Source organism: Klebsiella sp. AqSCr (assembly GCF_008452795.1).
Taxonomy (GTDB): Bacteria; Pseudomonadota; Gammaproteobacteria; order Enterobacterales; family Enterobacteriaceae; genus Klebsiella; species Klebsiella pneumoniae.
This window is the reverse complement of sequence record NZ_MJDM01000005.1, coordinates 3268014-3293987: the sequence shown is the minus strand read 5'-3', so window position 1 is coordinate 3293987 and position 25974 is coordinate 3268014. Positions and strand designations below refer to the sequence as shown.

At 58.4% G+C, this 25974-nt stretch carries 26 protein-coding genes and 1 riboswitch; of the genes, 12 read left to right on the top strand and 14 right to left on the bottom strand.

Annotated features, from left to right (window positions below):
* Positions 1-25 precede the first annotated feature (25 nt).
* The 7 genes from dinG to BHE81_RS28315 all read right to left on the bottom strand — a co-directional run bounded on the left by dinG (position 26) and on the right by BHE81_RS28315 (position 8347).
* A complete protein-coding gene (gene dinG, locus BHE81_RS20130) occupies positions 26-2182 on the bottom strand; it encodes an ATP-dependent DNA helicase DinG (protein ID WP_004147693.1) in 2157 nt (718 codons plus the stop codon).
* A 187-nt stretch (positions 2183-2369) separates the two neighbouring features.
* Positions 2370-3725, bottom strand: a complete 1356-nt coding sequence (rhlE, locus tag BHE81_RS20125; RefSeq protein WP_004151702.1) for an ATP-dependent RNA helicase RhlE — start codon at positions 3723-3725, stop codon at positions 2370-2372.
* A 214-nt stretch (positions 3726-3939) separates the two neighbouring features.
* Entirely contained in the window at positions 3940-4932 is a 993-nt protein-coding gene (locus BHE81_RS20120; protein ID WP_002895757.1) for a transketolase family protein, read from the bottom strand.
* A complete protein-coding gene (locus BHE81_RS20115; protein WP_002895753.1) occupies positions 4932-5777 on the bottom strand; it encodes a transketolase in 846 nt (281 codons plus the stop codon). The genes BHE81_RS20120 and BHE81_RS20115 overlap by 1 nt, the downstream gene beginning before the upstream one ends.
* A 13-nt stretch (positions 5778-5790) precedes the next feature.
* Positions 5791-6540, bottom strand: coding sequence for an SDR family NAD(P)-dependent oxidoreductase (locus tag BHE81_RS20110; RefSeq protein ID WP_002895750.1), 750 nt, complete (start codon positions 6538-6540; stop codon positions 5791-5793).
* Between the two features lie 50 nt (positions 6541-6590).
* Positions 6591-7922 (bottom strand): MFS transporter, encoded by a 1332-nt coding sequence (locus tag BHE81_RS20105; RefSeq protein WP_019705008.1) that lies wholly within the window; start codon positions 7920-7922, stop codon positions 6591-6593.
* Positions 7923-8209: 287 nt separating this feature from the next.
* Positions 8210-8347 (bottom strand): hypothetical protein, encoded by a 138-nt coding sequence (locus tag BHE81_RS28315; RefSeq protein WP_004142057.1) that lies wholly within the window; start codon positions 8345-8347, stop codon positions 8210-8212.
* Here BHE81_RS28315 and BHE81_RS20100 point away from each other — a divergent pair.
* From BHE81_RS20100 to BHE81_RS20075, 6 genes are all read left to right on the top strand, one after another.
* The gene (locus BHE81_RS20100) at positions 8339-9262 is read left to right on the top strand and encodes a LysR substrate-binding domain-containing protein (RefSeq protein ID WP_004179102.1); all 924 of its coding nucleotides are present in this window, start codon (positions 8339-8341) and stop codon (positions 9260-9262) included. The genes BHE81_RS28315 and BHE81_RS20100 overlap by 9 nt on opposite strands.
* Positions 9263-9335: 73 nt before the next feature.
* Positions 9336-9995 carry a transcriptional regulator CecR gene (gene cecR / locus BHE81_RS20095; protein ID WP_002895746.1) on the top strand — a complete coding sequence of 220 codons (660 nt, stop codon included), beginning with the start codon at positions 9336-9338 and terminating at the stop codon, positions 9993-9995.
* A complete protein-coding gene (gene hlyD, locus BHE81_RS20090; RefSeq protein WP_004183481.1) occupies positions 9995-10990 on the top strand; it encodes a secretion protein HlyD in 996 nt (331 codons plus the stop codon). Before cecR ends, hlyD begins: the two co-directional genes overlap by 1 nt.
* The gene (locus tag BHE81_RS20085; RefSeq protein WP_002895741.1) at positions 10983-12722 is read left to right on the top strand and encodes an ATP-binding cassette domain-containing protein; all 1740 of its coding nucleotides are present in this window, start codon (positions 10983-10985) and stop codon (positions 12720-12722) included. Before hlyD ends, BHE81_RS20085 begins: the two co-directional genes overlap by 8 nt.
* A complete protein-coding gene (locus BHE81_RS20080; RefSeq protein ID WP_002895739.1) occupies positions 12712-13845 on the top strand; it encodes an ABC transporter permease in 1134 nt (377 codons plus the stop codon). Before BHE81_RS20085 ends, BHE81_RS20080 begins: the two co-directional genes overlap by 11 nt.
* A 129-nt stretch (positions 13846-13974) precedes the next feature.
* Positions 13975-15081, top strand: coding sequence for an ABC transporter permease (locus BHE81_RS20075; protein WP_004142068.1), 1107 nt, complete (start codon positions 13975-13977; stop codon positions 15079-15081).
* 60 nt (positions 15082-15141) lie between these two features.
* Here BHE81_RS20075 and BHE81_RS20070 read toward each other — a convergent pair whose 3' ends face one another.
* The gene (locus BHE81_RS20070; RefSeq protein WP_004176793.1) at positions 15142-15579 is read right to left on the bottom strand and encodes a YbhQ family protein; all 438 of its coding nucleotides are present in this window, start codon (positions 15577-15579) and stop codon (positions 15142-15144) included.
* A gap of 131 nt (positions 15580-15710) precedes the next feature.
* On the opposite strand from BHE81_RS20070, the gene BHE81_RS20065 reads away from it, so the two are divergent.
* The 3 genes from BHE81_RS20065 to BHE81_RS20055 are packed head-to-tail and all read left to right on the top strand — an operon-like array spanning position 15711 to position 18675.
* Positions 15711-16472, top strand: a complete 762-nt coding sequence (locus BHE81_RS20065) for an endonuclease/exonuclease/phosphatase family protein (RefSeq protein ID WP_004179098.1) — start codon at positions 15711-15713, stop codon at positions 16470-16472.
* Positions 16469-17713 carry a cardiolipin synthase ClsB gene (gene clsB / locus BHE81_RS20060; protein WP_023302142.1) on the top strand — a complete coding sequence of 415 codons (1245 nt, stop codon included), beginning with the start codon at positions 16469-16471 and terminating at the stop codon, positions 17711-17713. The genes BHE81_RS20065 and clsB overlap by 4 nt, the downstream gene beginning before the upstream one ends.
* On the top strand, positions 17710-18675 hold the full coding sequence (locus BHE81_RS20055) for a lysylphosphatidylglycerol synthase domain-containing protein (protein WP_002895728.1): 966 nt from the start codon (positions 17710-17712) through the stop codon (positions 18673-18675). Before clsB ends, BHE81_RS20055 begins: the two co-directional genes overlap by 4 nt.
* 180 nt (positions 18676-18855) lie before the next feature.
* Here BHE81_RS20055 and BHE81_RS20050 read toward each other — a convergent pair whose 3' ends face one another.
* The 6 genes from BHE81_RS20050 to moaA all read right to left on the bottom strand — a co-directional run bounded on the left by BHE81_RS20050 (position 18856) and on the right by moaA (position 22318).
* Positions 18856-19560 carry a Bax inhibitor-1 family protein gene (locus BHE81_RS20050; RefSeq protein WP_004142079.1) on the bottom strand — a complete coding sequence of 235 codons (705 nt, stop codon included), beginning with the start codon at positions 19558-19560 and terminating at the stop codon, positions 18856-18858.
* A 45-nt stretch (positions 19561-19605) separates the two neighbouring features.
* A complete protein-coding gene (moaE, locus tag BHE81_RS20045) occupies positions 19606-20058 on the bottom strand; it encodes a molybdopterin synthase catalytic subunit MoaE (RefSeq protein WP_002895674.1) in 453 nt (150 codons plus the stop codon).
* Between the two features lies 1 nt (position 20059).
* Positions 20060-20308: a molybdopterin synthase sulfur carrier subunit gene (gene moaD / locus BHE81_RS20040; protein WP_023302143.1), complete on the bottom strand. Its 249-nt coding sequence runs from the start codon at positions 20306-20308 to the stop codon at positions 20060-20062.
* Positions 20301-20789: a cyclic pyranopterin monophosphate synthase MoaC gene (gene moaC / locus BHE81_RS20035; protein ID WP_002895670.1), complete on the bottom strand. Its 489-nt coding sequence runs from the start codon at positions 20787-20789 to the stop codon at positions 20301-20303. The genes moaD and moaC overlap by 8 nt, the downstream gene beginning before the upstream one ends.
* Positions 20790-20792: 3 nt before the next feature.
* Entirely contained in the window at positions 20793-21305 is a 513-nt protein-coding gene (moaB, locus tag BHE81_RS20030) for a molybdenum cofactor biosynthesis protein B (RefSeq protein WP_002895668.1), read from the bottom strand.
* 23 nt (positions 21306-21328) lie between these two features.
* Positions 21329-22318 carry a GTP 3',8-cyclase MoaA gene (gene moaA / locus BHE81_RS20025; RefSeq protein ID WP_002895665.1) on the bottom strand — a complete coding sequence of 330 codons (990 nt, stop codon included), beginning with the start codon at positions 22316-22318 and terminating at the stop codon, positions 21329-21331.
* A riboswitch (molybdenum cofactor riboswitch) is annotated at positions 22306-22444 on the bottom strand. It overlaps the preceding gene by 13 nt.
* Before the next feature lie 208 nt (positions 22445-22652).
* Here moaA and yvcK point away from each other — a divergent pair.
* From yvcK to pmrA, 3 genes are all read left to right on the top strand, one after another.
* Positions 22653-23558: a uridine diphosphate-N-acetylglucosamine-binding protein YvcK gene (yvcK, locus tag BHE81_RS20015; protein WP_004142092.1), complete on the top strand. Its 906-nt coding sequence runs from the start codon at positions 22653-22655 to the stop codon at positions 23556-23558.
* A 104-nt stretch (positions 23559-23662) separates the two neighbouring features.
* Positions 23663-25303: a phosphoethanolamine transferase EptA gene (gene eptA / locus BHE81_RS20010; RefSeq protein WP_004176801.1), complete on the top strand. Its 1641-nt coding sequence runs from the start codon at positions 23663-23665 to the stop codon at positions 25301-25303.
* Entirely contained in the window at positions 25303-25974 is a 672-nt protein-coding gene (pmrA, locus tag BHE81_RS20005; RefSeq protein WP_023302144.1) for a two-component system response regulator PmrA, read from the top strand. Before eptA ends, pmrA begins: the two co-directional genes overlap by 1 nt.

The following is a 25974-nucleotide window of genomic DNA, read 5'->3' as shown; positions in this document are numbered from 1 at the left end:
CCCCCTGGTGCATCACGCGCCGGCGTCAGCGACGTTTGCGGCCCGTCTGTTTTGCTGTCTGTTTTGCTTTCCGTTTTACTATAACCTCCGGAACGCCCGGCTGCTCTATGGGAAAAACAGGTAACGCGTTCAGTAGACGCGCGCCGTAGTTTTTGGTCAACAGACGCTTATCGTAAATCACCACCTCTCCCCAGCAGTTATGGCTACGGATCAAACGCCCCACCTGCTGAATAAGATTAAAGGAGGCGCTGGGCAAACTCTGTACCTCGAAGGGATAACGATTGAGGCTTTTCAGCCATTCGCCTTCGGTGATCACTACCGGGCTGTCGATGGGCGGAAAAGCGATTTTATGGATATGCACCTGGCTTAGCAGATCGCCTTTTAAATCGAGACCTTCGGCAAAGGACTGCAGACCCACCAGCACGCTGCGCTCGCCGCTTTCCACCCGTTTGCGATGCAGCTCCACCAGCCGGTAGCGCGGCTGGTCGCCCTGCACCAACAGCATCAGGCGCAGATCGGTCACATGCTCGAGGAAGCGGTTCATCGCCCGCCCGCTGGCAAACAGCACCAGCATCCCGAGATGTTTTTTGCTCTCCACCTGCTGGCGAAAATATGCCGCCATCTCGGCAATGTGCTGCTCTTCGTTATCCATCAGCGGTTCATAACGCATTTGAGGAATAATAATTTTCCCCTGCTCCACGTGGTTGAACGGCGAATCCAGCGCCACGAAGCGGTCCCCCGCTTTCTCCTTCAGACCGCTCATCTCCTGCAGGCGCGAGAAGCTGTTTAGCGAGCGCAGCGTCGCTGACGTCACCACGATATGCGGCACGCTGCGCCACAGCAGCCGTTCAAGCTGATCGCTGACGCGGATCCCGACGCAGTGGAACCAGACGTGGATCTGGCCATCGCGCACCACCCGCGTCGCCCATTTGGTTACCGGCGCGCCTGAGGACTGCGCCAGCGACGCCAGGCGCCACAGCTTGCTTTGGCTTTCAAACATGCCAAGGGCGCGGTTCATCTGCAGCAGCACCCGATGCAGGCGCACCACGTCATGGCTGCCGGTCTTTTCGCTGAGATCGTTCAGGAACAGCTCCGCCAGGCCGCGCAGCAACTCGGTGAGCTTCGCCAGCCGCTGGCAGATCTCCATCACCTCCTGCGGCAGTTCGCCCATCGGGAAGCGATGCTCCGCTTCCTGACCGGCGGGCATATAGAGATTGAGAATATTATTCAACGAAGCAATCAGCTCGAAAAGCTCTTCGCAATGAGCGGTGAGCCGCTCCGGATTGGCCAGCGGCGGCGTGGTTTTCGGACGAAACTGCTCCATGCAGGTAGCCACCAGCTTGCAGAATAGATCCAGCTGCAGGCGAAACCAGGGGGCGGTGATCTCGGCGCTCATCTCCAGCGCGTCGCGGGCGACGTCCGGCAGATGATGGCCTTCATCGAGGACCAGCAGCAGGTTTTTCGGCTCCGGCAGCACCGCTTCGCTCTCCATCGCCGCCATAACCAGCGCATGGTTGGCCACCACCACTTCCGCCTCCTGAATTTCCCGCCGCGCCACAAAGAACGGGCACTCGCGATAGTAGTGGCAGTTGCGGTTCAGGCAGCTGGCCTTATCGGTGCTCAGCCGGCTCCATAGCCCATCGTCGATGGCTTTGTCGGTATGGTCGCGCAGGCCGTCCCAGCGGTAGCTGTCGAGATCCTGCTTCAGGGTCGCGCACAGCTTCTGCTCCGCCTGATTATTCGGGGTGAGATCGTCATCGAGAAAGGCCAGCAGATCCTGCTGCGACGGCTCGGTGCTGGCCAGCGCCGTCAGGTTGCGCGGACAGACGTAGCGTCCGCGGCCAAAGGCGGCGGTGAAGCGCAGGTCGGGAATGATTTTACGCAGCAGCGGCAGGTCCTTACTGTAGATTTGATCCTGCAGGGCGACGTTGGCGGTGCTGACCACCAGCGTTTTTTGTTCCTCGCGGGCGATGGCGATGCCCGGGATCAGATATGACAGCGTTTTGCCGACACCGGTCGGCGCTTCGATAGCCAGATGCCTGCCCTCTTCCCCGGCAAGGGTTTTCGCCACATCGGCGATCATCTGCCGCTGCGGGGGACGCGGAATAAAGTCCGGGATCTGTTCCTGAAGCGCCTTATACCAGGCGGCGATTTGCGCTTTCAGCGCAGCGGTCAAAGCCATGAGAAAACCTGAATACTGTATAAACAGCCACTATTGTGCCATTTTTGCCCGCCCGGAGGTATTGCTTTCTGCGGAGTGTGGAAGCCTGCTCGACAAATAGTGTAATGGAAAGAAAAAGGCCCGCCGCCGCGTAGCGGACAGACGGGCCTGAGCCGGGGCGCGTTATCGCGGCCCGGACATCAGCGTGTTATTCGCCAGCCGGTTTACGCGGGCGACGGCGGCGCGGCGGTTTGCCGTCCTGAGTGCGCGCTTTCGGCGCCTCGCCGTCCTGACGGCGCGGGGCATTATTCTGGCTGCGCGGCTGTCCGCTGCGTCCCTGACCCTGGCCGCCGCGTCCCTGACCTTGCCCACGACCGCCGCCGCGCTGCTGGCGACCGTTCTGGATAGGTTCGGCTTTAATGGACGGATCCGGCTCATAGCCGGCAATCGCGATGCGCGGGATCTCTTTTTTCAGCAGGCGCTCGATATCGCGCAGCAGCTTATGCTCATCCACGCACACCAGCGATAAGGCTTCGCCGGTGGCCGCCGCGCGACCGGTACGGCCGATACGGTGGACGTAATCTTCCGGTACGTTCGGCAGCTCGTAGTTCACCACGTGCGGCAGCTCTTCGATATCCAGACCGCGGGCGGCGATATCGGTCGCCACCAGCACGCGAATGCCGCCGGATTTAAAGTCGGCCAGCGCGCGGGTACGCGCTCCCTGGCTCTTGTTGCCATGGATCGCCGCGCTGCGGATGCCGTCTTTGTTGAGCTGTTCCGCGAGGTGGTTGGCGCCATGCTTGGTACGGGTAAACACCAGCACCTGCTGCCAGTTGCCTTCGCCGATAAGCTGCGACAGCAGTTCACGCTTGCGGTTCTTGTCAACGAAATGGACGTGCTGGGTGATCTGCTCGGACGCGGTGTTACGACGCGCCACTTCCACTTCCAGCGGGTTGTGCAGCAGTTTCTCGGCCAGGCCCTTGATCTCGTCGGAGAAGGTCGCCGAGAACAGCAAATTCTGTCGACGCGCCGGCAGTTTGGCCAGTACGCGACGGATGTCATGGATAAAGCCCATATCCAGCATGCGGTCCGCTTCGTCAAGCACGAGGATTTCTACTTTATCAAGACTGACGGCGTTCTGATGTTCAAGATCCAGCAGACGGCCCGGGGTGGCGACGAGGATGTCGACGCCGCCGCGCAGCTTCATCATCTGCGGGTTGATACTCACGCCGCCGAAGACCACCAGCGAGCGAATATTCAGGTATTTACTGTAATCGCGGACGTTCTCGCCCACCTGCGCCGCCAGCTCACGGGTCGGGGTCAGGATCAGCGCGCGCACCGGACGACGGCCCTTTGCGTGCGGCTCATTCTGGATCAGGCGCTGCAGCAGCGGCAGGGTAAAGCCCGCCGTTTTACCGGTGCCGGTCTGGGCGCTGGCCATCAGGTCACGGCCCTGCAGTACCGCCGGGATCGCCTGCTGCTGGATAGGGGTCGGCTCAACGTAGCCCTGCTCAGCGACAGCGCGCAGGATATCGGGATTCAGGCCAAGGGAATCAAAAGACATAACAACTCCGAACCGCCCCGGCCCGGTGAAGGGCGTAGTTTTCAGGGAGATTATTGCGATAAGAGATGGCAAAAACCACAATGCCATGAAGGGGCGCAGTCTAGCAGATTTTGTGACAGGCCGCATAAAATCTGCAAAAGAATGCCGCGCCTGGCTGGCGGGTATGAGAAGGCCGCTGAGCGCGCTCAGCGGCCAGTGGGTCATAGCAGCGCGGTTAACGCAGACGATACTTAATTTTTTCGACAATCTTCGCGGTGGAGATGCCGTAGCGATCGTGGAGGGTCGGCAGGGCGCCGGCTAACAGGAACGCGTCGGGCAGCCCCACGCTATCCAGCTCACAGCGTACGCCCTTACGCATCAGCAGCGCGGCCACCGCTTCCCCCAGGCCGCCGACCGCGGTGTGGTTCTCCGCAGTTACCACCAGGCGGCCCGGCTTCGACGCCTGTTCAATAATCGCTTTCTCATCCAGCGGTTTGATGGTCGGCACGTGCAGAACCGCCACGCCGATATTATCGGCCCGCAGCTTTTCAGCCGCCTCCAGCGCGCGCATGGTCATCAGCCCGGAGGAGATAATCAGCACATCGTTGCCGTCCTCCAGCAGCTTCGCCTTACCCAGTTCGAACTGATAGTCATATTTATCCAGCACCAGCGGCACCTTACCGCGCAGCAGACGCATATACACCGGCCCCTGGTGATCGGCAATGGCCGGTACCGCCTGCTCTATCTCCAGCGCATCGCAAGGATCGACGATAACCATCCCGGGGATACCGCGCATGATCGCCAGATCTTCGGTGGCCTGATGGCTGGGGCCATAGCCGGTCGTCAGGCCCGGCAGCGCCGCGCAGATCTTCACGTTCAGATGCTCTTCGGCGATGACCTGGTGAATAAAATCATAGGCGCGACGGGTTGCAAAGGCGGCATAGGTGGTGGCGAAAGGAATAAATCCCTCCTTCGCCATCCCCCCTGCCGCCGCCATCAGCAGCTGTTCGGCCATGCCCATCTGGAAAAAGCGATCCGGGAAGGCCTGGGCGAAAATATGCAGGTCGGTATATTTTGACAGGTCCGCGGTCATGCCGACGATTTCCGGGCGCTGCGCCGCCAGTTTTGACAGCGCGACGCCGAAGGGCGCAGGGACGGTCGCCTGGCCTTCATCGGCAATCGAGGCGATCATCGCCGACGTTTTTAAACGGGGTTGACTCTGGCTCATTACAGCACTCCTTCCGGTTTGTTAGCGTCCAGCACCGCGATCGCTTTTTGCCATTCGTCGGCATCGACGCGAATAAAATGGTTTTTATCGCGGGTTTCGAGGAACGGCACCCCTTTGCCCATCAGCGTGTCGCATAAAATGACCCGCGGCTGATTGCCGGAATAACTTTTCGCGTTGTCAAAGGCGGCCATCACCGCCGGCAGATCGTTACCGTCCACGCGCTGTACGTACCAGCCGAAGGCGGCCCATTTATCCTGCAGCGGCTCAAAGCCGAGGATTTTGCGTGAATCGCCGTCAGCCTGCTGTTTGTTGACATCGACAAGGTTAATCAGGTTGCTCAGGCCATAGTGAGCCGCCGACATCGCCGCCTCCCAGGTCGACCCTTCGTCCAGCTCCCCATCGGACATGGAGTTGTAGACCCAGGCCTTGCTCTGTTTCTGCCGCAGCCCGAGCGCCATGCCGACGGCGATAGACAGCCCCTGCCCCAGCGAGCCGCCGGACATCTCCATCCCCGGGGTGTAGGTCGCCATGCCGGACATCGGCAGGCGGCTGTCGTCGGAGCCGTAGGTTTCCAGTTCGGCTTCCGGGATAATGCCCGCCTCCAGCAGCGCGGCATAATAAGCGATAGCGTAATGGCCATGAGAGAGCAGGAAGCGATCGCGCCCCTCCCACTCGGGATCTTCCGGGCGATAGGTCATGGCATGGCTGAAGGCGGTGGCGAGCACATCGGCATAGCCCAGCGCCTGGCCGATATAGCCCTGCCCCTGCACTTCCCCCATTTGCAGGGCGTAACGGCGAATACGCCACGCCGCCGCGGCGACTTTTTGTGATTCGGTCATCTTCATCTGTTTGCCTCGCTTAGTGAATTAACATGCCGCCGTTAACGTCCAGGGTGATGCCGGTGGAGTAGGAGGAAAGATCGCTGCCGAGGAACAGCGCGGCGCGCGCGATGTCTATCGCGTCGCCAAGGCGGTTCATCGGAATGCCGGCAAGAATGTTGGCCGTCATGTCATCAGTCAGCTTGCCGGCGGTAATGTCGGTCTGAATCAGCCCCGGGGTGATGCAGTTAACGCGGACGTTATCCGGGCCAAGCTCGCGCGCCATCGCCCGCGCCAGACCCAGCACCCCGGCTTTTGCCGCGCTGTAGTGCGGTCCGCCAAAGATACCGCCGCCGCGCTGGGCGGAGACGGACGAGATGCAGACGATGCTGCCGGATTTTTGCGCCCGCATGGTGGGTATAACCGCCTGCGACATCAGCAGCGTACCGCGCAGGCTAACATCAAGCACCGCGTCATAGTTGGCGCGCTTGATATCCATCAGCTTCAGCGGCTGGGTAATCCCGGCGTTATTGACCAGTACATCAACCCGACCGTATTTCGCCAGGATCTGTTCGATGGCCGCCTGCACCTGCACTTCATCAGCGACGTTGGCTGCCAGGCCGAGATGGCCTTCGCCTAATGCCGCCGCGGCGGTTTTACTGGCTTCGCCATTGAGGTCGATAATGACCACTTTCGCGCCGTTTTCGGCGAATAATTTCGCAGTCGCGAAGCCCAAACCGCGTGCGGAGGCCGCGCCAGTAATAATGGCGACTTTATCTTTTAATAACATAGTTTCACTCCATGACATTACGTCATATTAATTAACAGGATATATTTCCGTTATTGTGGTTCATCGAGGAAAAGAATCACCACCAAACCAATGGCGGCGCAGATACCAAAATAGGTAAATACAGAATTAAAACTCCCGGTTTTATCAAGCAAGAAACCAGCCGCCATCGGCGCGACAAATCCACCGAGGTTGCCGCCGCTATTAATTATGGAAGAGGCGATTGGATAGGTTTTGCTATCCGAAACGGCCATACCGTACGCGGTAAAGGCTGGCCAGCCGATATTTAAACAAAAGCCGACAAAGAATAATCCAATACAAACTGCCAGGGTGCTGGCCGGGATATTCAGCATAATTAGCATCATGACCACCGTTGACACCGCAGTGAACATCATGGTGGGTTTACGCCGGCGGCCTAATAGCTTATCCGAAATCCATCCGCCGCCGATCGCGCCAATAAAGCCGCCGATGCACGGCATACTGGCCACGAAGCCCATACTCATTACATCGAAACCGCGCTCTTTCACTAAATACAGGGGGATCCAGGTTAATAATCCGTACAGCACGCTAACCATCATAAAATACGCCAGGCAGTCACCGAGAATATTTTTTGAGGTGAATAAGCCTTTCGCCGTATCAATTGGCGCCATTTTCTTTACCCGAATGATTTTATCCAGCCAGGTGAATCTTTCGGCAATTAAGATATTTTCGCGTACGCTATTATTATGACTTTCACGCCCGGCATTAATCTCTGCCAGTTCGCTTTGGGAAACAAATCCGCTCTCAGCAGGCTTGGATTTGACCAGCAGATACCACGCGATGGCCGCCACAATTCCGGGTATAGCAAAAGAGAAAAAGACCCACCGCCACCCCCAGGTCACCGCAATCCACACCGCCAGCGGCGGCACAATAATCGGCGCAAACATGGTCGCCGCGATGTAAACGCCGGTTGCCGTGGCTTTCTCTTTTGGTGGAAACCAGTTATTTATGGTGGAAGCCAGCCCCACCGGGCAAGGCCCTTCGCTCAGCCCCAGTCCCAGCCGCACCAGCTTCAGGCCAAACACGGAGCTCACCGTGCCCATCAGCCAGGTAAAGGCGGAGAAGCCGAAAATGGAGAGCGATACCAGCCCCCGGGTACCGCGTTTGGCGATGAAAAAGCCGGCCGGGATCTGGCTTACCGCATAGCCGAGGAAAAACATACTGGCGATGGCCCCGGCTTCAAAATTATTGATATGAAACTCATCAATGATGAAAGGCAGTACCGCGCCAATATTCGTTCGGTCGGCGTAATTGATGGCATACACCAGAAAAATCATCGTCAAAACCACGAAACGATATTTCGTTTTCCTGGCGTCAGTACAGACCAGCGTATCTATACGTGACATAGGGTTTCCTCGTTTTATACCTCATCCACTTCGCTGTAAGCTGCCGCTTCGGATCACCGCGTTTTACTATCCATACAGGAGCAAGAGATAAATGCTTTTCGCCAGCGAAACAGGTGGTTAGGTGTTTTATAATTGCGATGCAAGCACATCGCAGTTTGTTATCAGGCCTGTAAGAGGAATATAACAACCCCAAAATGAAACGGTATTCAAAAAACCTCAATTATGATTGAGAAAAATTGAGTTAGTGACTTCCCGCAAATTTTTAGCGTTTTCTGACCTGCGCGCTTTTAACAAGATAAATTGTTAAGCCCATCACAAATTAACGTTGTTTTTTCGCTTTTCCCTATGCTGTACATCCCGGCTGCGCCACGCTGTTCGCTATTTTCTTTTATTCGCGCCCCGCGCAGGATGCCGCCATGAGCCAACCGCTACCCAATAAAAATCTGCCGATGCCCTCTTTACGCAATATCCAGGCTTTTATTGAAGTCGCCGCTACCGGCAGCCTTAATCTGGCCGCAGAGAATCTCAATATTACCGCCTCGGCGGTCAGCCATCAGATAGCCAGCCTGGAGCACTTTCTGGGGAAAAAACTGTTCTCCCGCAGCAGCAAAGGCGTCACGTTAACGGCGGTGGGAGAAAAATATCTCAAAGAGGTCTCCGGGGCGCTGAATATGATTGGCCAGGCCACCAGCCAGGTGATCAACGATATCCATCAGGATTATTTACGCATTCATTCGGCGCCGAGCTTCGGCCTGCTATGGCTGATGCCCCGTCTGGATAAATTCCGCCAGGCGTGGCCGGCGTTAAAAATCAGCCTGACCTGTTCATACGAAAGCATCCAGTTCTCCCGGGATAATATTGATATCGATATTCGTCACGGGCTGTCACAGTGGCCGACGCTGCTGGTCAGAACCATTAAAAATGAGCGCGTCCTGCCCTACAGCGCAGCGTCTTATTTAGCCAGCCATCCTGTGCAGGCTGTGGAAGATCTGCTGGCCTGCGATCTGATTCACTCCGACAGCACCTTGATTAACTGGAGCAACTGGCTGTCGTGGCACAAGGTCCGCGGCTGGCATAAAAACTTCATTTTTAATTTCGACCGGTCATATATGAGCATCGAGGCGGCCAGAATGGGGATGGGCGTGATCCTCGAGAGCAATCTGCTGGCCGGCGGACACGTGCGCCAGGGGCAGCTGACGCCGGTATTTGCCGACGAGCGGAGCATGCCGGTCGGCGCGCACCACTTCGTCCTCCCCCACGCTAATGAACAGAAGGAGAAGGTCCAGCGCTTCTTCGCCTGGGTCGCCGGAGAGCTGAAAGAGGAAGGGTTCCATATTTGATCCCGGCTGGTGGACAAACCGCCAGTCGGCGCCTAAAGTTAATCAATCGATTGATTAATTTTTACCGAGCGCGATGACCAGTAAAGGCGAACAGGCAAAAAATCAGCTTATCGCGGCCGCTATCGCCCAGTTTGGCGAGTACGGCCAGCACGCCACCACCCGCGATATCGCCGCCCAGGCCGGGCAGAATATCGCCGCTATCACCTATTATTTTGGCTCGAAAGACGATCTGTATCTTGCCTGCGCCCAGTGGATCGCCGATTTTATCGGCGACAATTTTCGCCCGCAGGCCGAAGCGGCGGAGCACCTGCTTGCCGGGGAAGCGCCGGATCGCCAGGCGATCCGCGACCTCATCCTTAGCGCCTGCCACAACATGATCCTGCTGCTCACCCAGGACGATACGGTTAACTTAAGCAAATTCATTTCCCGTGAGCAGCTGGCGCCGACCGCCGCCTACCATCTGATCCACCAGCAGGTGATTGCCCCCCTGCACCATTATCTCACCCGGCTGATTGCCGCCTGGACCGGCTGCGAAGCCAGTGATACGCAAATGATCCTCCATACCCACGCCCTGCTGGGCGAGGTGCTCGCTTTCCGTCTCGGGCGTGAAACTATCCTGCTGCGCACCGGCTGGACGCAGTTTGACGCGCAAAAAACGGAACAGATTTTCGAAGTCATTACCTGTCATATCGATTTCATCCTGCATGGGTTATCGCAAAGGAGTTTGGGCTGATGAAAAAACCCGTCGTCGTCATTCTGCTGATCGTGATTCTTCTCGCCGCGCTGGGCGGCGGCTGGTGGTGGTACCAGAGCAGCCGGCAGCAGCCGCTGACCCTGTATGGCAATGTCGATATCCGCACCGTCAACATGAGCTTCCGCGTTGGCGGTAGGCTGGCCTCGCTGACCGTCGACGAAGGCGACAGCATCCGCGCCGGGCAAACTCTCGGCGAGCTTGACCGCACGCCGTATGAAAACGCCCTGCTGCAGGCGCAGGCCAACGTCTCCACCGCCCAGGCGCAGTATGACCTGATGATGGCCGGCTACCGCGCGGAAGAGATTGCCCAGGCCGCGGCGGCGGTGAAACAGGCGCAGGCCGCTTACGACTATGCGCAAAACTTCTATCAGCGCCAGCTCGGGCTGCGCGCCAGCAGCGCCATTTCCGCCAACGATCTGGAGAATGCCCGCTCCTCGCGCGATCAGGCGCAGGCAACGCTCAAATCGGCGCAGGATAAGCTGCGTCAGTATCGCGCCGGTAACCGCCCGCAGGAGATTGCCCAGGCCAAAGCCAGTCTGGAACAGGCGCAGGCGGCGCTGGCCCAGGCCAAACTGGACCTGCACGATACCGTGCTCACCGCCCCTTCTGACGGTACGCTGATGACCCGCGCCGTCGAGCCCGGCACTATGCTCAACGCCGGCGGTACCGTACTGACCCTGTCGTTAACGCATCCGGTGTGGGTCCGCGCCTATGTTGACGAGAAAAACCTCGGCCAGGCGCAGCCGGGACAAGAAGTGCTGCTCTATACCGACAGCCGGCCGGATAAGCCCTATCACGGCAAAATCGGTTTTGTCTCGCCGAGCGCTGAATTCACGCCGAAGACCGTCGAGACACCGGATCTGCGCACCGATCTGGTCTACCGTCTGCGCATTGTGGTGACTGATGCCGACGGCGCGCTGCGCCAGGGAATGCCGGTGACCATCTCCTTTAGCCACGGGAACGGACATGAGTGAGACCGTCATCGCCTTAAACGGCCTGAGCCGCCGTTTTCCCGGTATGGACAGGCCAGCGGTAGCGCCGCTCACCTGTACGATCCGCGCCGGCTACGTCACCGGGCTGGTGGGGCCCGACGGCGCGGGGAAAACCACCCTGATGCGAATGCTCGCCGGATTGCTCAAGCCTGATGAGGGTCGCGCCAGCGTGATAGGCTTCGACCCGCTAAAAGACGACAGCGCCCTGCACGCGGTGCTCGGCTATATGCCACAGAAGTTCGGCCTGTATGAAGATCTGACGGTGATGGAAAACCTGACCCTGTACGCCGACCTGCGCAGCGTCACCGGCGAGGCGCGGAAGAAAATTTTCGACCGCCTGCTGGAGTTCACCTCCCTTGGTCCATTCACCGAACGGCTGGCAGGCAAGCTTTCCGGCGGGATGAAGCAAAAGCTGGGCCTCGCCTGTACCCTGGTGGGCGATCCGAAAGTACTGCTGCTCGATGAGCCCGGCGTCGGCGTCGACCCTATCTCGCGCCGCGAGCTATGGCAGATGGTGCACGAGCTGGCCGGCGACGGCATGCTGATCCTGTGGAGCACCTCCTATCTCGATGAAGCCGAGCAGTGTCGCGACGTGCTGCTGATGAACGAAGGCAAACTACTCTACCAGGGTGAGCCGACGGCGCTGACGCAAACCATGGCCGGGCGCAGCTTTCTGGTTTCCAGCCCGCAGGAGAACAACCGCCGCCTGCTGCAGCGGGCGCTGAAGCTGCCGCAGGTTAGCGACGGGGTGATCCAGGGCAAATCGGTGCGTCTGATCCTGAAAAAGGACGCGCGCATTGAGGAAGTCCAGCAGCATGGCGACATGCCGCCGCTGCAGGTGGCCGACACCGCACCGCGCTTTGAAGATGCGTTTATCGACCTGCTCGGCGGCGCCGGGACCGCTGAATCGCCGTTGGGGGCAATTATCCATCGCGTTGACGGCAGCAAAGAGGAAACGGTCATTGAAGCCCAGTCGTTAACGAAAAAGTTTGGTGATTTCGCCGCTACCGACCATGTCGATTTCCAGGTTAAGCGCGGTGAAATTTTCGGCCTGCTCGGCCCCAACGGCGCCGGGAAATCCACCACCTTCAAAATGATGTGCGGCCTGCTGGTGCCCACCTCCGGCAAAGCGCTGGTGCTGGGAATGGATCTCAAGGTCAGCTCTGGCAAGGCGCGCCAGCATCTGGGCTATATGGCGCAAAAATTTTCGCTGTACGGCAACCTCAGCGTCGAGCAAAACCTGCGCTTTTTCTCCGGCGTCTATGGCCTGCGCGGCAGGGCGCAAAATGAAAAAATCGCCCGGATGAGCGATGCCTTTGGCCTGAAAAGTATCGCCCGCCACGCCGCCGACGAGCTGCCGCTCGGCTACAAGCAGCGGCTGGCGCTGGCCTGCTCCCTGATGCATGAACCCGATATTCTATTTCTCGATGAACCTACCTCCGGCGTCGACCCCCTCACCCGCCGCGAGTTCTGGCTACATATCAATAGCATGGTTGATAAAGGCGTGACGGTAATGGTCACCACCCACTTTATGGATGAGGCGGAATACTGCGACCGCATCGGGCTGGTCTATCACGGCAAGCTTATCGCCAGCGGGACCCCGGATGCGCTGAAGGCCCAGGCGGCGGACGACAGCCAGACGGACCCGACCATGGAGCAGGCGTTTATTACCCTGATTAACCGCTGGGACAAGGAGAATAGCCATGGGCAATAGCATTCTCTCCTGGCGGCGGGTCCGCGCCCTGTGCGTCAAAGAGACCCGGCAGATTGTGCGCGATCCCAGCAGTTGGCTGATCGCGGTGGTGATCCCCCTGCTGCTGCTGTTTATCTTCGGCTACGGCATTAACCTCGACTCCAGCAGGCTGCGGGTCGGCGTATTGCTTGAGCAGCAGAGCGAAGAGGCGCTGGATTTCGTCCATACCATGACCGGCTCGCCCTATATCGATGCCACCGTCAGCGACAGCCGCAGGCAGCTGATTGAGATGATGCAGGCCGGGCGCATCCGCGCCATGGTGGTCATTCCGGTGGATTTCGACCGCCAGATGGCCCGCCCCGGCGCCGACGCACCGCTGCAGCTCATCACCGACGGCAGCGAGCCCAATACCGCCAACTTCGCTCAGGGCTATGTGGAAGGTATTTGGCAAATCTGGCAGCAGCAGCGGGCGGAAGACCGCGGCGAAACCTTTGAACCGCTGATCGACGTGCAGATGCGCTACTGGTTTAACCCGGCGGCTATTAGCCAGCACTTTATTATCCCCGGGGCGATCACCATCATCATGACCGTGGTCGGCGCCATACTGACCTCGCTGGTGGTGGCCCGCGAATGGGAGCGCGGCACCATGGAGGCGCTGCTGTCGACGGAGATCACCCGCGCCGAACTGCTGCTGTGCAAGCTCATTCCCTACTATTTCCTCGGCATGCTGGCGATGCTGCTGTGTATGTTGGTGTCGGTATTTATTCTCGGCGTGCCCTATCGCGGCTCGCTGCCGATCCTGTTTGTCATCACCAGTCTGTTTTTGCTCAGCACCCTGGGGATGGGGCTGCTGATCTCAACCATTACCCGCAACCAGTTTAACGCCGCGCAGGTGGCGCTGAACGCCGCCTTTTTACCGTCGATTATGCTGTCCGGGTTTATTTTCCAGATAGACAGTATGCCGGCGGTGATCCGCGCGGTGACCTATGTGATCCCGGCGCGCTATTTCGTTAGTACTCTGCAAAGCCTGTTTCTGGCGGGCAATATTCCGGTGGTGCTGCTGGTTAACGTGCTGTTTTTGATTGCGTCGGCGGTGATGTTTATCGGTCTGACGTGGCTGAAAACCAAACGGCGTCTGGATTAGGTTTTGTCCGGTGGCGCTGCGCCGACCGGGCCTACGGTTTAACCAACATCGATTATACGGTTCGCCGATCCCGTAGGCCGGGCAAACGCAGTGCCGCCCGGCGTGGTTGAATGGGCCAAAGGAGCTATTATGTTTCACCGTTTATGGACATTAATCCGCAAAGAGCTGCAGTCGCTGCTGCGCGAGCCGCAGACACGGGCGATTTTAATCATGCCGGTGCTGATTCAGGTGCTGCTGTTTCCCTTTGCCGCGACGCTGGAGGTGACCAACGCCACCATCGCTATCTACAACGAGGACAGCGGTCGCCACGCGGTGGAACTCACTCAGCGCTTTGCCCGCGCCAAAGCCTTTACCCACGTCCTGCTGCTGCAAAGCCCGCAGGCGATCCAGCCGACCATCGATGAACAAAAAGCTCTGCTGGTGGTGCGCTTCCCGGCCGATTTCTCGCGCAATCTGGATAACTATCAAACCGCCCCGCTGCAGCTTCTGCTCGACGGACGCAACTCCAACAGCGCGCAAATCGCCGCCAACTATCTGCAACAGATTGTGAAAAACTATCAGCAGGAGCTGCTGGAGGGTAAAGCGAAGCCGAACAACAGCGAGCTGGTGGTGCGCAACTGGTACAACCCGAATCTCGACTATAAATGGTTCGTGGTGCCGTCGCTTATCGCCATGATCACTACCATCGGGGTGATGATCGTCACCTCGCTATCGGTGGCTCGCGAGCGCGAGCAGGGCACCCTTGACCAGCTGCTGGTCTCCCCCCTCGCCACCTGGCAAATTTTCGTCGGCAAGGCGGTGCCGGCGCTGATCGTCGCCACCCTGCAGGCAACTATCGTGCTGGCGATTGGTATCTGGGCCTATCAGATCCCGTTTGCCGGCTCGCTGCTGCTGTTCTATTTCACCATGGTGATTTACGGTCTATCGCTGGTGGGCTTTGGCTTATTGATTTCGTCGCTGTGCGCCACCCAGCAGCAGGCGTTTATCGGCGTGTTCGTCTTTATGATGCCGGCTATTCTCCTGTCGGGGTACGTCTCACCAGTGGAAAACATGCCGCAGTGGCTGCAGGATCTGACCTGGATAAATCCCATCCGCCACTTTACCGATATCACCAAGCAAATTTATCTGAAGGATGCGAGTCTGGAGATTGTGTGGGGAAGTTTGTGGCCGCTACTGGTCATAGCGGCCACCACCGGCTCAGCGGCGTATGCGATGTTCCGAAGGAAGATTGCGTAATACCCGTCATCGTTCAAACTACAACGGCGTTGGCTTTCCTTACTCACCCCAGTCGCATAGTTATCTATGCTTCTGGGGATTCGCTGCGTTGCCGCCTTGTTGTAGCCCGAACGCTTTAGGGTAACGGCTCTTATCTTTCGCCAGCAGCGAGACCACCGCCGGGCCTGCCAGTATCACCAGCCCGGCGAGGGCCAGCAGCAGGTTGTTGTGCAGCACGCGCGACAGCAGCCACAGCGCTATCATGGCCGCGCCGAAGTACCAGGTCGTGGTGAGCTCCTCAAGGAAGTCTCCCACATCGCGCCAGCGCGCCTCATGGTGACGCTGTAAAAACAGCATCGCCAGCAGCGTGACGCTGTAGAGGACGCACAGTCCCAATCCGACGCGCACCAGCGCGCCGCTCATCCAACCCATCACCAGTACTGCCACGACCAGTAGATGCAACATAATCTGCCAGCAACTAAGACCCGTTGCGACGCGTACACGTTGTTGCCACTTCATGGCTTCTCTCCTGAAGGATTTTTCTCTGCTACTCAGAGTACCGCACTTTACGGAAAATTCCGTAACACCGCATCTTTTTGTGACGTCTACTACACTATTTTATTCAGGAAAGTGACATTTACTGGAGAATTATGGCTGAGCCAACGGCGGGATTTTCGTTGAACGTGCTGACAATTAACACCCATAAAGGCTTTACGGCGTTTAATCGGCGTTTTATTTTGCCCGAACTGCGCGACGCCGTGCGCAGCGTTAGCGCGGATATTGTTTGCCTGCAGGAGGTGATGGGCGCTCATGAGGTACATCCGCTGCACATCGAAAACTGGCCGGATACGACCCATTATGAATTTCTCGCCGACACCATGTGGAGCGACTACGCCTACGGGCGCAATGCGGTTTATCCGGAAGGCCACCACGGCAACGCCGTGCTGTCGCGCTTTCCCATTGAATACTACGAAAATCGCGATATCTCGGTCGGCAACGGGGAGAAGCGCGGCCTGCTGTACTGCCGCATCGTGCCGCCGCGGAGCGGGATAACTATTCACGTGATTTGCGTCCATCTCGGTCTACGCGCCGACCAACGGCAGGCGCAGTTGACCATGCTGGCGGAGTGGGTCAATACCCTGCCCGCGGGCGAGCCGGTGGTGGTGGCTGGCGATTTTAACGACTGGCGTCAGCAGGCTAACCAGCCGTTAAAAGCCCAAGCCGGGCTGGAAGAGATCTTTACCCGCGCCCGCGGACGGCCGGCGCGCACCTTTCCGGTCAGTTTTCCGCTGCTGCGCCTCGACCGCATTTACGTCAAGAACGCCCACGCCAGTCGCCCGAAGGCGCTGGCCCTTAAACAATGGCGGCATCTGTCCGATCATGCACCCCTTAGCGTGGAGATACATTTGTGAAATGTCGTTGGCAGGAAGGCAACCGCATTACGCTACTGGAGAATGGCGACCAGTACTATCCGGCGCTGTTTGCGGCCATCGGTCGCGCCAGCCGGCGGGTGATCCTCGAATCCTTTATCTGGTTTGAAGATGAGGTAGGCCGGCGGCTGCACGCGGTCCTGCTCGAGGCTGCCCGCCGCGGCATCCAGGTGGAGGTGCTCCTCGACGGCTATGGTTCCCCGGATCTCAGCGATGAATTTGTCGGCGAGCTCACCGCCGCTGGTGTGATTTTCCGCTACTACGATCCGCGTCCTAAGCTGATGGGGATGCGCACCAATCTGTTCCGTCGCATGCACCGTAAAATCGTGGTAATCGACGACACCACCGCCTTTGTCGGCGGTATTAACTACTCCGCCGAACATATGAGCGACTACGGTCCGGAGGCGAAGCAGGATTATGCGGTGCAGGTCGAAGGGCCGGTGGTGCTCGACATCCTGCAGTTCGAGCTGGAAAACCTGCCCAACAGCGAAACCGCCCGCCGCTGGTGGCGACGTCCTCGCCACCAGCCGGAGATTAACCAGACCCCCGGCGAGGCGCAGGCGCTGTTCGTCTGGCGCGACAACCAGGATCACCGCGACGATATTGAACGCCACTACCTGAAGATGCTGACCAGCGCCCGCCGGGAAGTGATTATCGCTAACGCCTATTTTTTCCCCGGCTACCGCCTGCTGCATGCGATGCGCAATGCCGCGCGACGCGGAGTACGGGTTAAGCTGATCGTGCAGGGCGAACCGGATATTCCCATTGTGAAGTTTGGCGCCCATCTGCTCTATCACTATCTCGTTAAGGGCGGGGTGCAGATTTACGAATATCGCCGTCGCCCGCTGCATGGCAAGGTCGCTCTGGCAGACGACCACTGGGCCACCGTTGGGTCAAGCAACCTGGATCCGCTTAGCCTGTCGCTGAATCTGGAAGCCAATCTGATCATCCACGATCGGGTGTTTAACCAGACGCTGCGCGATAATCTCAACGGGCTTATCGCCCGGGATTGCCAGCGGATCGATAAAACGATGCTGCCGAAACGCAACTGGTGGCGGCTGGGCGTCAGCGTGATGGCTTTCCACTTTCTGCGCCACTTCCCGGCATGGGTCGGCTGGCTACCGGCTCATACCCCGCGGCTGGCCAGAGTCAGCCCGCCGGTCCAGCCGGAAATTGAAACTCAGGACCGCGTCGAGTCTCCAGCCAGGGATAATCCACTATGAGCAAATCACATCCCCGCTGGCGGATGGCGAAAAGAGTGCTGACCGTGCTCTTTTTTATCGCCGTCATCGTCCTGCTGGTGATCTACGCGCAAAAAGTCGACTGGCAGGACGTGTGGAAGGTGATCCGCGGCTACGATCGGCTGGCCTTGTTTAGCGCCATTGCGCTGGTTATCGTCAGCTACCTCATTTACGGCTGCTACGATCTGCTCGGTCGGGCCTATTGCGGGCACAAGCTGGCGAAACGCCAGGTCATGCTGGTGTCGTTTATCTGCTACGCCTTTAACCTGACACTCAGCACCTGGGTCGGCGGGATCGGTATGCGCTACCGGCTGTACTCGCGGCTGGGGCTGAACGGCAGCACCATCACCCGTATTTTTTCCTTAAGCATTACCACCAACTGGTTGGGCTATATTCTGCTGGGCGGGGTGATATTCACGGCAGATCTGGTGAAGCTGCCGCCGCACTGGTACATCAGCCAGACCACTCTGCGCATTATCGGCGGGGTGATGCTGATCCTTACGCTTTGCTATCTGTTCGGCTGCGCGTTCGCTAAACGCCGTCACCTGACGATTAAAGGCCAGCGGCTGGTGCTGCCCTCCTGGCGCTTCGCGCTGCTGCAGATGGGGCTCTCGGCGGCGAACTGGATGGCGATGGGGGCGATAATCTGGCTGCTGTTGGGCAGCGAGATTAACTATTTTCTGGTATTAGGGGTGCTGCTGGTGAGCAGTATCGCCGGGGTGATTATCCATATTCCGGCTGGGATCGGCGTGCTGGAGGCGGTGTTTATCGCCATGCTCTCCGGGGAAGATATTTCGAAGGGCGCGATCATTGCCGCCCTGCTCGCCTGGCGCGCGCTCTATTATTTCCTGCCATTGCTGCTGGCGACGGTGGCCTATCTGCTGCTGGAGAGCCGGGCGAAAAAGCTGCGGCAAAAGAACCAGCGCAAGCTGGCCCGCGAATGAAACGGCCTGGTCGCGCTGCGCTTGCGCGGGCCTACGGAGTGTGAGCCTGTGAGAGGATCCTGTAGGCCGGGTAAGGCGCAGCCGCCACCCGGCAAAATCAAGGGTACCGTGTCTGAAATCTCGCCCGGCGGCGCTGCGCTTGCCGGGCGTTCGGAGATGCAACCCCGTGATATAAAGAGGTTAGCGGCGGTTGCCCATAATACGCAGCAGCATCAGGAACAGGTTGATGAAGTCCAGATACAGCGTTAAGGCGCCGAGGATCGAGTATTTACGCAGCGTGGCGCTGTCGCGGGTATCAATCTGCTCGCCGATATTTTTCAGCTTCTGGGTGTCATACGCCGTCAGACCGACAAACAGCACCACCCCAATATAGGTCACGGCCCACATCAGCGCCTCGCTCTTCAGCCACAGGTTGACCAGCGACGCCAGCACGATGCCAATCAGCCCCATAAACAGCATGCTGCCGAAGCCGCTCAGATCGCGCTTCGTGGTGTAACCATACAGGCTCATCGCCCCAAACATCCCGCCGGTGACCACAAAGGTGCTGGCGATCGATGAATAGGTATAGGCGATAAAAATGCTCGATAGCGTCAGTCCGGTCAGCGCCGAATAGAGCATAAACAGCGTGGTGGCCATCCCGGCGCTCAGCCGCTGCACCATTCCCGACAGCACAAACACCAGCGCCAGCTGGGCAATAATCAGCCCGAAGAAAGTGATTTTGCTCGAAAAGACGAACATCATCACCGCCGGAGTATTCGCTGCAAACCACGCGATAAACGCCGTCAGCAGCAGGCCGACCGTCATCCAGCCGTACACCTGTGCCATGTAAGTCTGCAGGCCGGTACGGCCCTGCACTATTGAATCGGAACGCGGATATCTGTCCATGACTCTCTCCTGATTAACAAAGTTTCACCCTGTAAGCGTATCACACTACCAGCGCTCTGCCGCCTGGCGATCGCTGTCGCGGGCGTCGACCCAGCGTTCGCCATCCGGCGTCGCTTCACGCTTCCAGAACGGCGCGCGGGTTTTCAGGTAATCCATAATAAACTCGCCGGCGGCGAAGGCGCTGCCGCGGTGAGCGCTGGTGACGCCGACAAACACAATCTCTTCCCCCGGCCACATTTCGCCGATGCGATGGATAACCGTCACCCGGCCCAGCGGCCAGCGCTCGCGCGCCAGCTCGACAATTTCCGCCAGCGATTTTTCAGTCATCCCCGGATAGTGCTCGAGGGTCAGCGCCTTCACGCTGTCGCCGAGGTTGTGGTTACGCACTTTACCGGTGAAGGTGACCACCGCGCCGTCTTCATCGCGTTCCGCCAGCCAGGGATATTCCTCACTGACGCTAAAGCGCGCCGGGCTGACCACGATACGGGTTTGCGTCATGTCAGCCCCCCGTTACCGGTGGGAAGAACGCCACTTCGTCGCCGCTGGCCACTGGATGTTCGAAAGAGGTTAGCGTCTGGTTAACCGCCGCCAGAAGCTTGCCCTCCTCCAGGGCCAGCGCCCAGCGATCGCCGCAGGCGGCAAGCTGCTGACGAACCGCTTCGACAGTCGCCAGTTCGCTGGCATCAAGGGTCAGCGAATCGGTACCGACCAGCTCGCGCACCTGGGCAAAAAACAGAACCTTAATCATGGCATTCACCCACCTTAAAATCGCCGGACTTGCCGCCGCTTTTCGCCAGCAGGCGCACCGGGCCAATCACCATATCCTTCTGCACCGCTTTGCACATATCGTAAATGGTCAGCGCGGCAACCGAGGCGGCGGTCAATGCTTCCATCTCAACGCCGGTTTTACCGGTGAGTCGGCAGAGCGATTCAATGCGCACCCGGTTATGTTCCGGCTGCGCCTGCAGATTGACTTCCACTTTGCTGAGCATCAGCGGATGACACAGCGGGATCAGCTCCCAGGTGCGTTTGGCCGCCTGGATCCCGGCGATACGCGCGGTGGCAAACACGTCGCCTTTATGGTGGCTGCCGTCGATAATCATCGCCAGGGTCGTCGCCTGCATTTCGACATAAGCCTCGGCGCGCGCTTCGCGCACCGTTTCCGCTTTGCCGGAGACATCGACCATATGGGCTTCACCCGCGGCGTTAATATGGGTCAGTTGTGACATAGATTATTTCTTCAGGTGTGGAATGAAGTTACAGGGACGGGTGCGGGCATCAAGCTGCGGGGCGATGATGTTGTCCCACGCCGTACGGCAGGCTTTGGTTGAGCCCGGCATGGCGAAAATCAGCGTGCGGTTGGCGACGCCGGCCACGGCCCGGGACTGCAGCGTCGAGGTGCCGATCTCTTCGAACGACAGCATGCGGAACACTTCGCCAAAGCCTTCGACCTCACGATCAAACAGCGGCAGCAGCGCTTCCGGCGCCTGATCGCCGTCGGTAAAACCGGTGCCGCCGGTGATCAGCACCACCTGCACGTTATCGCTGGCTATCCACGCCGATACCTGAGCGCGGATGGCGTAGCGATTCTCTTTGACGATCGCCTTCTCGACGACTTGGTGCCCCGCCTCCTGCGCCGCCTCGCGCAGCCAGTGACCGGAAGTGTCGTCCTCTTCGCCGCGACGGCTGGAAACGGTAAGAATAGCAATACGGGTCGGAATAAACTCAGCGCTAGCCTGGCTCATCTGAATGCTCCTTTCGAAAAAGATTAACCGCCAATATAGGACAGGTTCTGCGTAATACCGGTGTTGCCCTGATGCAGGAAATGGGTCTGCTTTTTATGGGTTAAGGCTTCGGCGATCCGCGCCTCCAGCGCAGCCTGCTGCTGGTCTTCGGCCATCAGGTCGCGCAGGTCGACGCCGCCTTCGCCAAACAGGCACAGGTGCAATTTGCCAACGGACGAGACGCGCAGCCGATTGCAGGTGGCGCAGAAGTCTTTTTCATACGGCATGATGAGGCCGATCTCGCCGGCGTAGTCCGGGTGACAAAAGACCTGCGCCGGGCCATCGCTGCGCTGGCGGATCTGATGGATCCAGCCGCGGCGCAGCAGTTCATCGCGCAGCACCATGCCGGAGAGATGATGACGGCGGAACAGGTCGCTGCCTTCACCGGTTTCCATCAGCTCAATAAAGCGCAGCTGGATACGACGGGGTTGGATCCAGGCGAGGAAGGTATCGAGCTGGTGATGGTTAACATCACGCATCAGCACGGTATTCACCTTTACCTTGTCAAAGCCGGCGGCGAAGGCGGCGTCAATGCCGTCCATCACCTGGTGGAACTTGTCCTGGCCGGTGATGGCATGGAACTGGCGGGCGTCGAGGCTATCAACGCTGACGTTAATCGCCGTCAGGCCGGCATCGCGCCAGCGTTCGACATCGCGCGCCAGGCGGTAACCGTTGGTAGTGACCGCAATCTGACGGATCGCCGGGTTTTCACGCACGGCGGCAATGATCTCGGTGAAGTCGCGGCGCAGGGAGGGTTCCCCACCGGTGAGGCGAACTTTTTCGGTGCCCAGCGCGGAGAAAGCGCGCGTAACCCGGCGTACTTCGTCTACGCTGAGAAAGCCATTGTTATTGACGGCGCCGGGCTTGTAACCGTTCGGCAGGCAGTAGGTGCAACGGAAGTTGCACACATCGGTAATCGACAGACGCAGGTAATAAAACTTACGCGCGAATGCATCGGTAAGCTGTGAGGCCATATACACCTTTCCAAATACGGGAGACGCGGTCATTTCTTTCCACGCCCTGGCGACAACCGGCGGCGTCGCGGCCAAATCGCCATATCTTTTGACACAGGCGAAGAGGCTAGAGTGTTAACAGGTTATGTCGATAGTAGCGCGTTACAGGCAGTTTCGCCATTGGCGATTTCGCTATATAATCTTATATATATCGCTATCTTCGTGCATTTTCGCTACAGAATAGCCATAAATCATTTTTTTGCCTTGATGTCGGTCAGTTTGTCGGGCTCCTCCCATCGTCTTTTAGGGGTAGATCGGGTAGTGTGTGGCCGTTTATGTGAAATAAGGAATTTCTATGCGCAATCGTACATTCGCTGACCTCGATCGGGTGGTAGCGCTCGGCGGCGGGCATGGTTTGGGCCGGGTGATGTCCTCCCTCTCCTCGCTCGGCTCACGGCTGACCGGCATTGTCACCACCACCGATAACGGGGGTTCCACCGGGCGGATCCGTCGTTCGGAAGGTGGCATTGCCTGGGGCGATATGCGCAATTGCATCAATCAGTTAATTGCCGAGCCGAGCGTAGCGTCGGCGATGTTTGAGTATCGTTTTGGCGGTAACGGCGAGCTTTCCGGACATAACCTCGGAAATTTGATGTTAAAGGCGCTGGATCACCTGAGCGTGCGGCCGTTAGAGGCGATCAATTTGATCAGAAACCTGCTGAAAGTGGACGCTTTCCTGATCCCGATGTCAGAACAACCGGTGGATTTGATGGCGCTCGATCATGAAGGCCATGAAGTTTATGGCGAAGTGAATATTGATCAGCTTGATAATGTGCCGCAGGAGCTGATGCTCACCCCGCCGGTACCGGCCACCCGCGAGGCGGTGGAGGCTATTGCCGAAGCCGATTTGATCCTCATTGGGCCGGGCAGTTTTTACACCAGCCTGCTGCCGATCCTGTTGCTCGACGAGATGGCCCAGGCGTTGCGCCGCACCCCGGCGCCGATGGTTTTTATCGATAACCTCGGCAAAGAGCATAGCCCGGCCGCGAGGCTGTCGCTGGCGGAGCGCATCGCGATTATGGAGCGCTATGTAGGCAAACGGGTGGTGGATGCGGTGATCGCCGGTCCAAAAGCCGATATCAGCGGCATCGACGACCGGTTGGTGATCCAGACGCCGCTGGAGGCCAGCGACGTTCCCTATCGTCATGACCGGGCGCTGCTTCGCGGGGCGCTGGAGAAAGCGATCCAGCTGCCGGGCTGATCCTGCGCGCCGGAGGCGGCCCTCTTCGGCGCACCTTAAAATCTTAAGGTTGTCTTAAAATAGGGCTGGCACTATACCCTCATCTTTTTCTGTGGGTGTGCATTATGTCGTTATTGCCTCTGCGTCGGCCGGTGGTCAGCCGCACGACTTATCTGATTCTCTTTGCTTGCTATATCGGTATCTGTCTCAACCTGGCTTTTTATCGCCAGGTTTTCCCGTTACTGCCGGTAAATAGCCTGCATAACTGGCTGGTATTCCTCAGTATGCCGATCGTGGCCATTAGCGTGATGAATATCCTCACCACTCTCGCCTCGTTCCTGAAGCTGGACCGGCTGGTGATTAGCCTGTTCATTCTGCTCAGCGCCTCGGCGCAATACTTCATCTGGAACTTTGGCGTGGTGATCGACCGCAGCATGATCACCAATATCCTCGACACCACTCCGGCGGAAAGCTTTGCTCTACTCTCCGGCGAAATGATTGCCGTCCTCGGCCTTTCCGGGGTTTTGGCGGTATTCGTCGCCTGGTGGGTGAAAATCCGTAAGCCCGCCACGCGGTGGCGCGGCGCGGCGATGCGCCTGCTCAATATCGCCGTTTCGGCGCTGCTGATTATTCTGGTGGCCGCGCTGTTCTACAAAGATTACGCCTCGGTGTTCCGTAACAACAAAGAGCTGGTGAAATCCCTGAGCCCTTCCAACAGCATTGTGGCCGTGAACTCCTGGTATGCTCATCATCGGATGGACAACCTGCCGCTGGTGAAGATTGGCGAAGATGCCACGCAGAAAGCGGTGATGCATAACGCTCCCCGTAAGAACCTGACGATCGTCGTGCTCGGCGAGACTTCGCGAGCGGATAACTTCTCACTGGGCGGCTATTCGCGCGACACCAACCCGCTGATGCGGCAGGACGGCGTGATCTATTTTCCGCATACCACTTCCTGCGGCACGGCAACCGCAGTTTCCGTGCCGTGCATGTTCTCCAATATGCCGCGCGCGCATTATGACGAAGAGCTGGCGCACCATCAGGAAGGCGTCCTGGATATTCTACAACGCGCAGGGATCCAGGTGCTGTGGAACGATAATGACGGCGGCTGCAAAGGCGCCTGCGACCGGGTACCACACCAGAACGTCACCGACCTGAAGCTCACCGGGCAGTGCATCGATGGCGAGTGCTACGATGACGTCCTGTTCCATAATCTCGACAGCTATATCGATAACCTGCAACAGGATGGCATTATTGTGCTGCATACCATCGGCAGCCACGGTCCGACGTACTACAATCGCTATCCAGCGGCGTTTCGCAAATTCACGCCGACCTGCGACACCAATGAGATCCAGGGCTGTACCCGGGAGCAGTTGACCAATACCTATGACAACACCATCCTTTATGTCGACTATGTCGTTGATAAAGCGATAAAACTACTGCAATCTAAACAGGATAAATTTACCACTAGCCTGGTTTATTTGTCCGACCACGGCGAATCGCTGGGAGAAGATGGCGTCTATTTGCATGGTCTGCCGTATTCCATCGCGCCGGATACGCAGAAACATGTGCCGATGGCGCTGTGGCTCTCCGCCGACTACCAGCAGCGCTACGGCATTTCCGCGCACTGTCTGCAGCAGCGGGCGCAAAAAGAGAATTACTCGCAGGATAATCTGTTCTCCACCCTGCTCGGCCTGCTCGGCGTCAGCACCCGCGAGTACCAGGCGGCAGATGATATCTTAACGCCATGTAGAGAGGCTGGTTGATGAAAATCTTAGTCATTGAAGACGATGCGCTGCTGTTGCAGGGGTTAATTCTGGCGATGCAAAGTGAAGGATACGTGTGCGACGGCGTCTCCACCGCGCACGAAGCCGCGCTATCGCTGGCCAGCAATCATTACAGCCTGATCGTGCTGGATCTCGGCCTGCCGGATGGAGACGGGCTGCATTTTCTCTCCCGCATGCGGCGGGAGAAAATGACCCAGCCGGTGCTGATCCTCACCGCCCGCGATACGCTTGAGGATCGCATTAGCGGTCTCGATACCGGGGCGGATGACTACCTGGTAAAACCCTTTGCCCTGGAGGAACTCAATGCGCGCATTCGCGCCCTGCTCCGCCGGCATAACAACCAGGGCGATAATGAAATCAGCGTCGGCAATCTGCGCCTTAACGTCACTCGCCGCCTGGTGTGGCTGGGTGAAACGGCGCTGGATCTTACGCCGAAAGAGTATGCCCTGCTGTCGCGACTGATGATGAAAGCCGGTAGCCCGGTGCATCGCGAGATCCTCTACAACGACATTTACAGCTGGGACAACGAGCCGGCGACCAATACCCTGGAAGTGCATATTCACAACCTACGCGAAAAGATTGGCAAATCGCGGATCCGCACCGTCCGGGGCTTTGGCTATATGCTGGCTAACAACATCGACACGGAATAG

Coding starts and splice junctions, on each gene's coding strand:
- BHE81_RS20105 (WP_019705008.1), bottom strand. CDS start 7,922: ATGTCACGTATAGATACGCTGGTCTGTACTGACGCCAGGAAAACGAAA.
- BHE81_RS20115 (WP_002895753.1), bottom strand. CDS start 5,777: ATGAAGATGACCGAATCACAAAAAGTCGCCGCGGCGGCGTGGCGTATT.
- BHE81_RS20100 (WP_004179102.1), top strand. CDS start 8,339: ATGAGCCAACCGCTACCCAATAAAAATCTGCCGATGCCCTCTTTACGC.
- BHE81_RS20050 (WP_004142079.1), bottom strand. CDS start 19,560: ATGGACAGATATCCGCGTTCCGATTCAATAGTGCAGGGCCGTACCGGC.
- BHE81_RS20080 (WP_002895739.1), top strand. CDS start 12,712: ATGGGCAATAGCATTCTCTCCTGGCGGCGGGTCCGCGCCCTGTGCGTC.
- eptA (WP_004176801.1), top strand. CDS start 23,663: ATGTCGTTATTGCCTCTGCGTCGGCCGGTGGTCAGCCGCACGACTTAT.
- moaB (WP_002895668.1), bottom strand. CDS start 21,305: ATGAGCCAGGCTAGCGCTGAGTTTATTCCGACCCGTATTGCTATTCTT.
- yvcK (WP_004142092.1), top strand. CDS start 22,653: ATGCGCAATCGTACATTCGCTGACCTCGATCGGGTGGTAGCGCTCGGC.
- BHE81_RS20110 (WP_002895750.1), bottom strand. CDS start 6,540: ATGTTATTAAAAGATAAAGTCGCCATTATTACTGGCGCGGCCTCCGCA.
- BHE81_RS20070 (WP_004176793.1), bottom strand. CDS start 15,579: ATGAAGTGGCAACAACGTGTACGCGTCGCAACGGGTCTTAGTTGCTGG.
- BHE81_RS20120 (WP_002895757.1), bottom strand. CDS start 4,932: ATGAGCCAGAGTCAACCCCGTTTAAAAACGTCGGCGATGATCGCCTCG.
- dinG (WP_004147693.1), bottom strand. CDS start 2,182: ATGGCTTTGACCGCTGCGCTGAAAGCGCAAATCGCCGCCTGGTATAAG.
- moaD (WP_023302143.1), bottom strand. CDS start 20,308: ATGATTAAGGTTCTGTTTTTTGCCCAGGTGCGCGAGCTGGTCGGTACC.
- BHE81_RS20085 (WP_002895741.1), top strand. CDS start 10,983: ATGAGTGAGACCGTCATCGCCTTAAACGGCCTGAGCCGCCGTTTTCCC.
- BHE81_RS20065 (WP_004179098.1), top strand. CDS start 15,711: ATGGCTGAGCCAACGGCGGGATTTTCGTTGAACGTGCTGACAATTAAC.
- hlyD (WP_004183481.1), top strand. CDS start 9,995: ATGAAAAAACCCGTCGTCGTCATTCTGCTGATCGTGATTCTTCTCGCC.
- BHE81_RS20075 (WP_004142068.1), top strand. CDS start 13,975: ATGTTTCACCGTTTATGGACATTAATCCGCAAAGAGCTGCAGTCGCTG.
- moaC (WP_002895670.1), bottom strand. CDS start 20,789: ATGTCACAACTGACCCATATTAACGCCGCGGGTGAAGCCCATATGGTC.
- cecR (WP_002895746.1), top strand. CDS start 9,336: ATGACCAGTAAAGGCGAACAGGCAAAAAATCAGCTTATCGCGGCCGCT.
- moaA (WP_002895665.1), bottom strand. CDS start 22,318: ATGGCCTCACAGCTTACCGATGCATTCGCGCGTAAGTTTTATTACCTG.
- pmrA (WP_023302144.1), top strand. CDS start 25,303: ATGAAAATCTTAGTCATTGAAGACGATGCGCTGCTGTTGCAGGGGTTA.
- rhlE (WP_004151702.1), bottom strand. CDS start 3,725: ATGTCTTTTGATTCCCTTGGCCTGAATCCCGATATCCTGCGCGCTGTC.
- moaE (WP_002895674.1), bottom strand. CDS start 20,058: ATGACGCAAACCCGTATCGTGGTCAGCCCGGCGCGCTTTAGCGTCAGT.
- BHE81_RS20055 (WP_002895728.1), top strand. CDS start 17,710: ATGAGCAAATCACATCCCCGCTGGCGGATGGCGAAAAGAGTGCTGACC.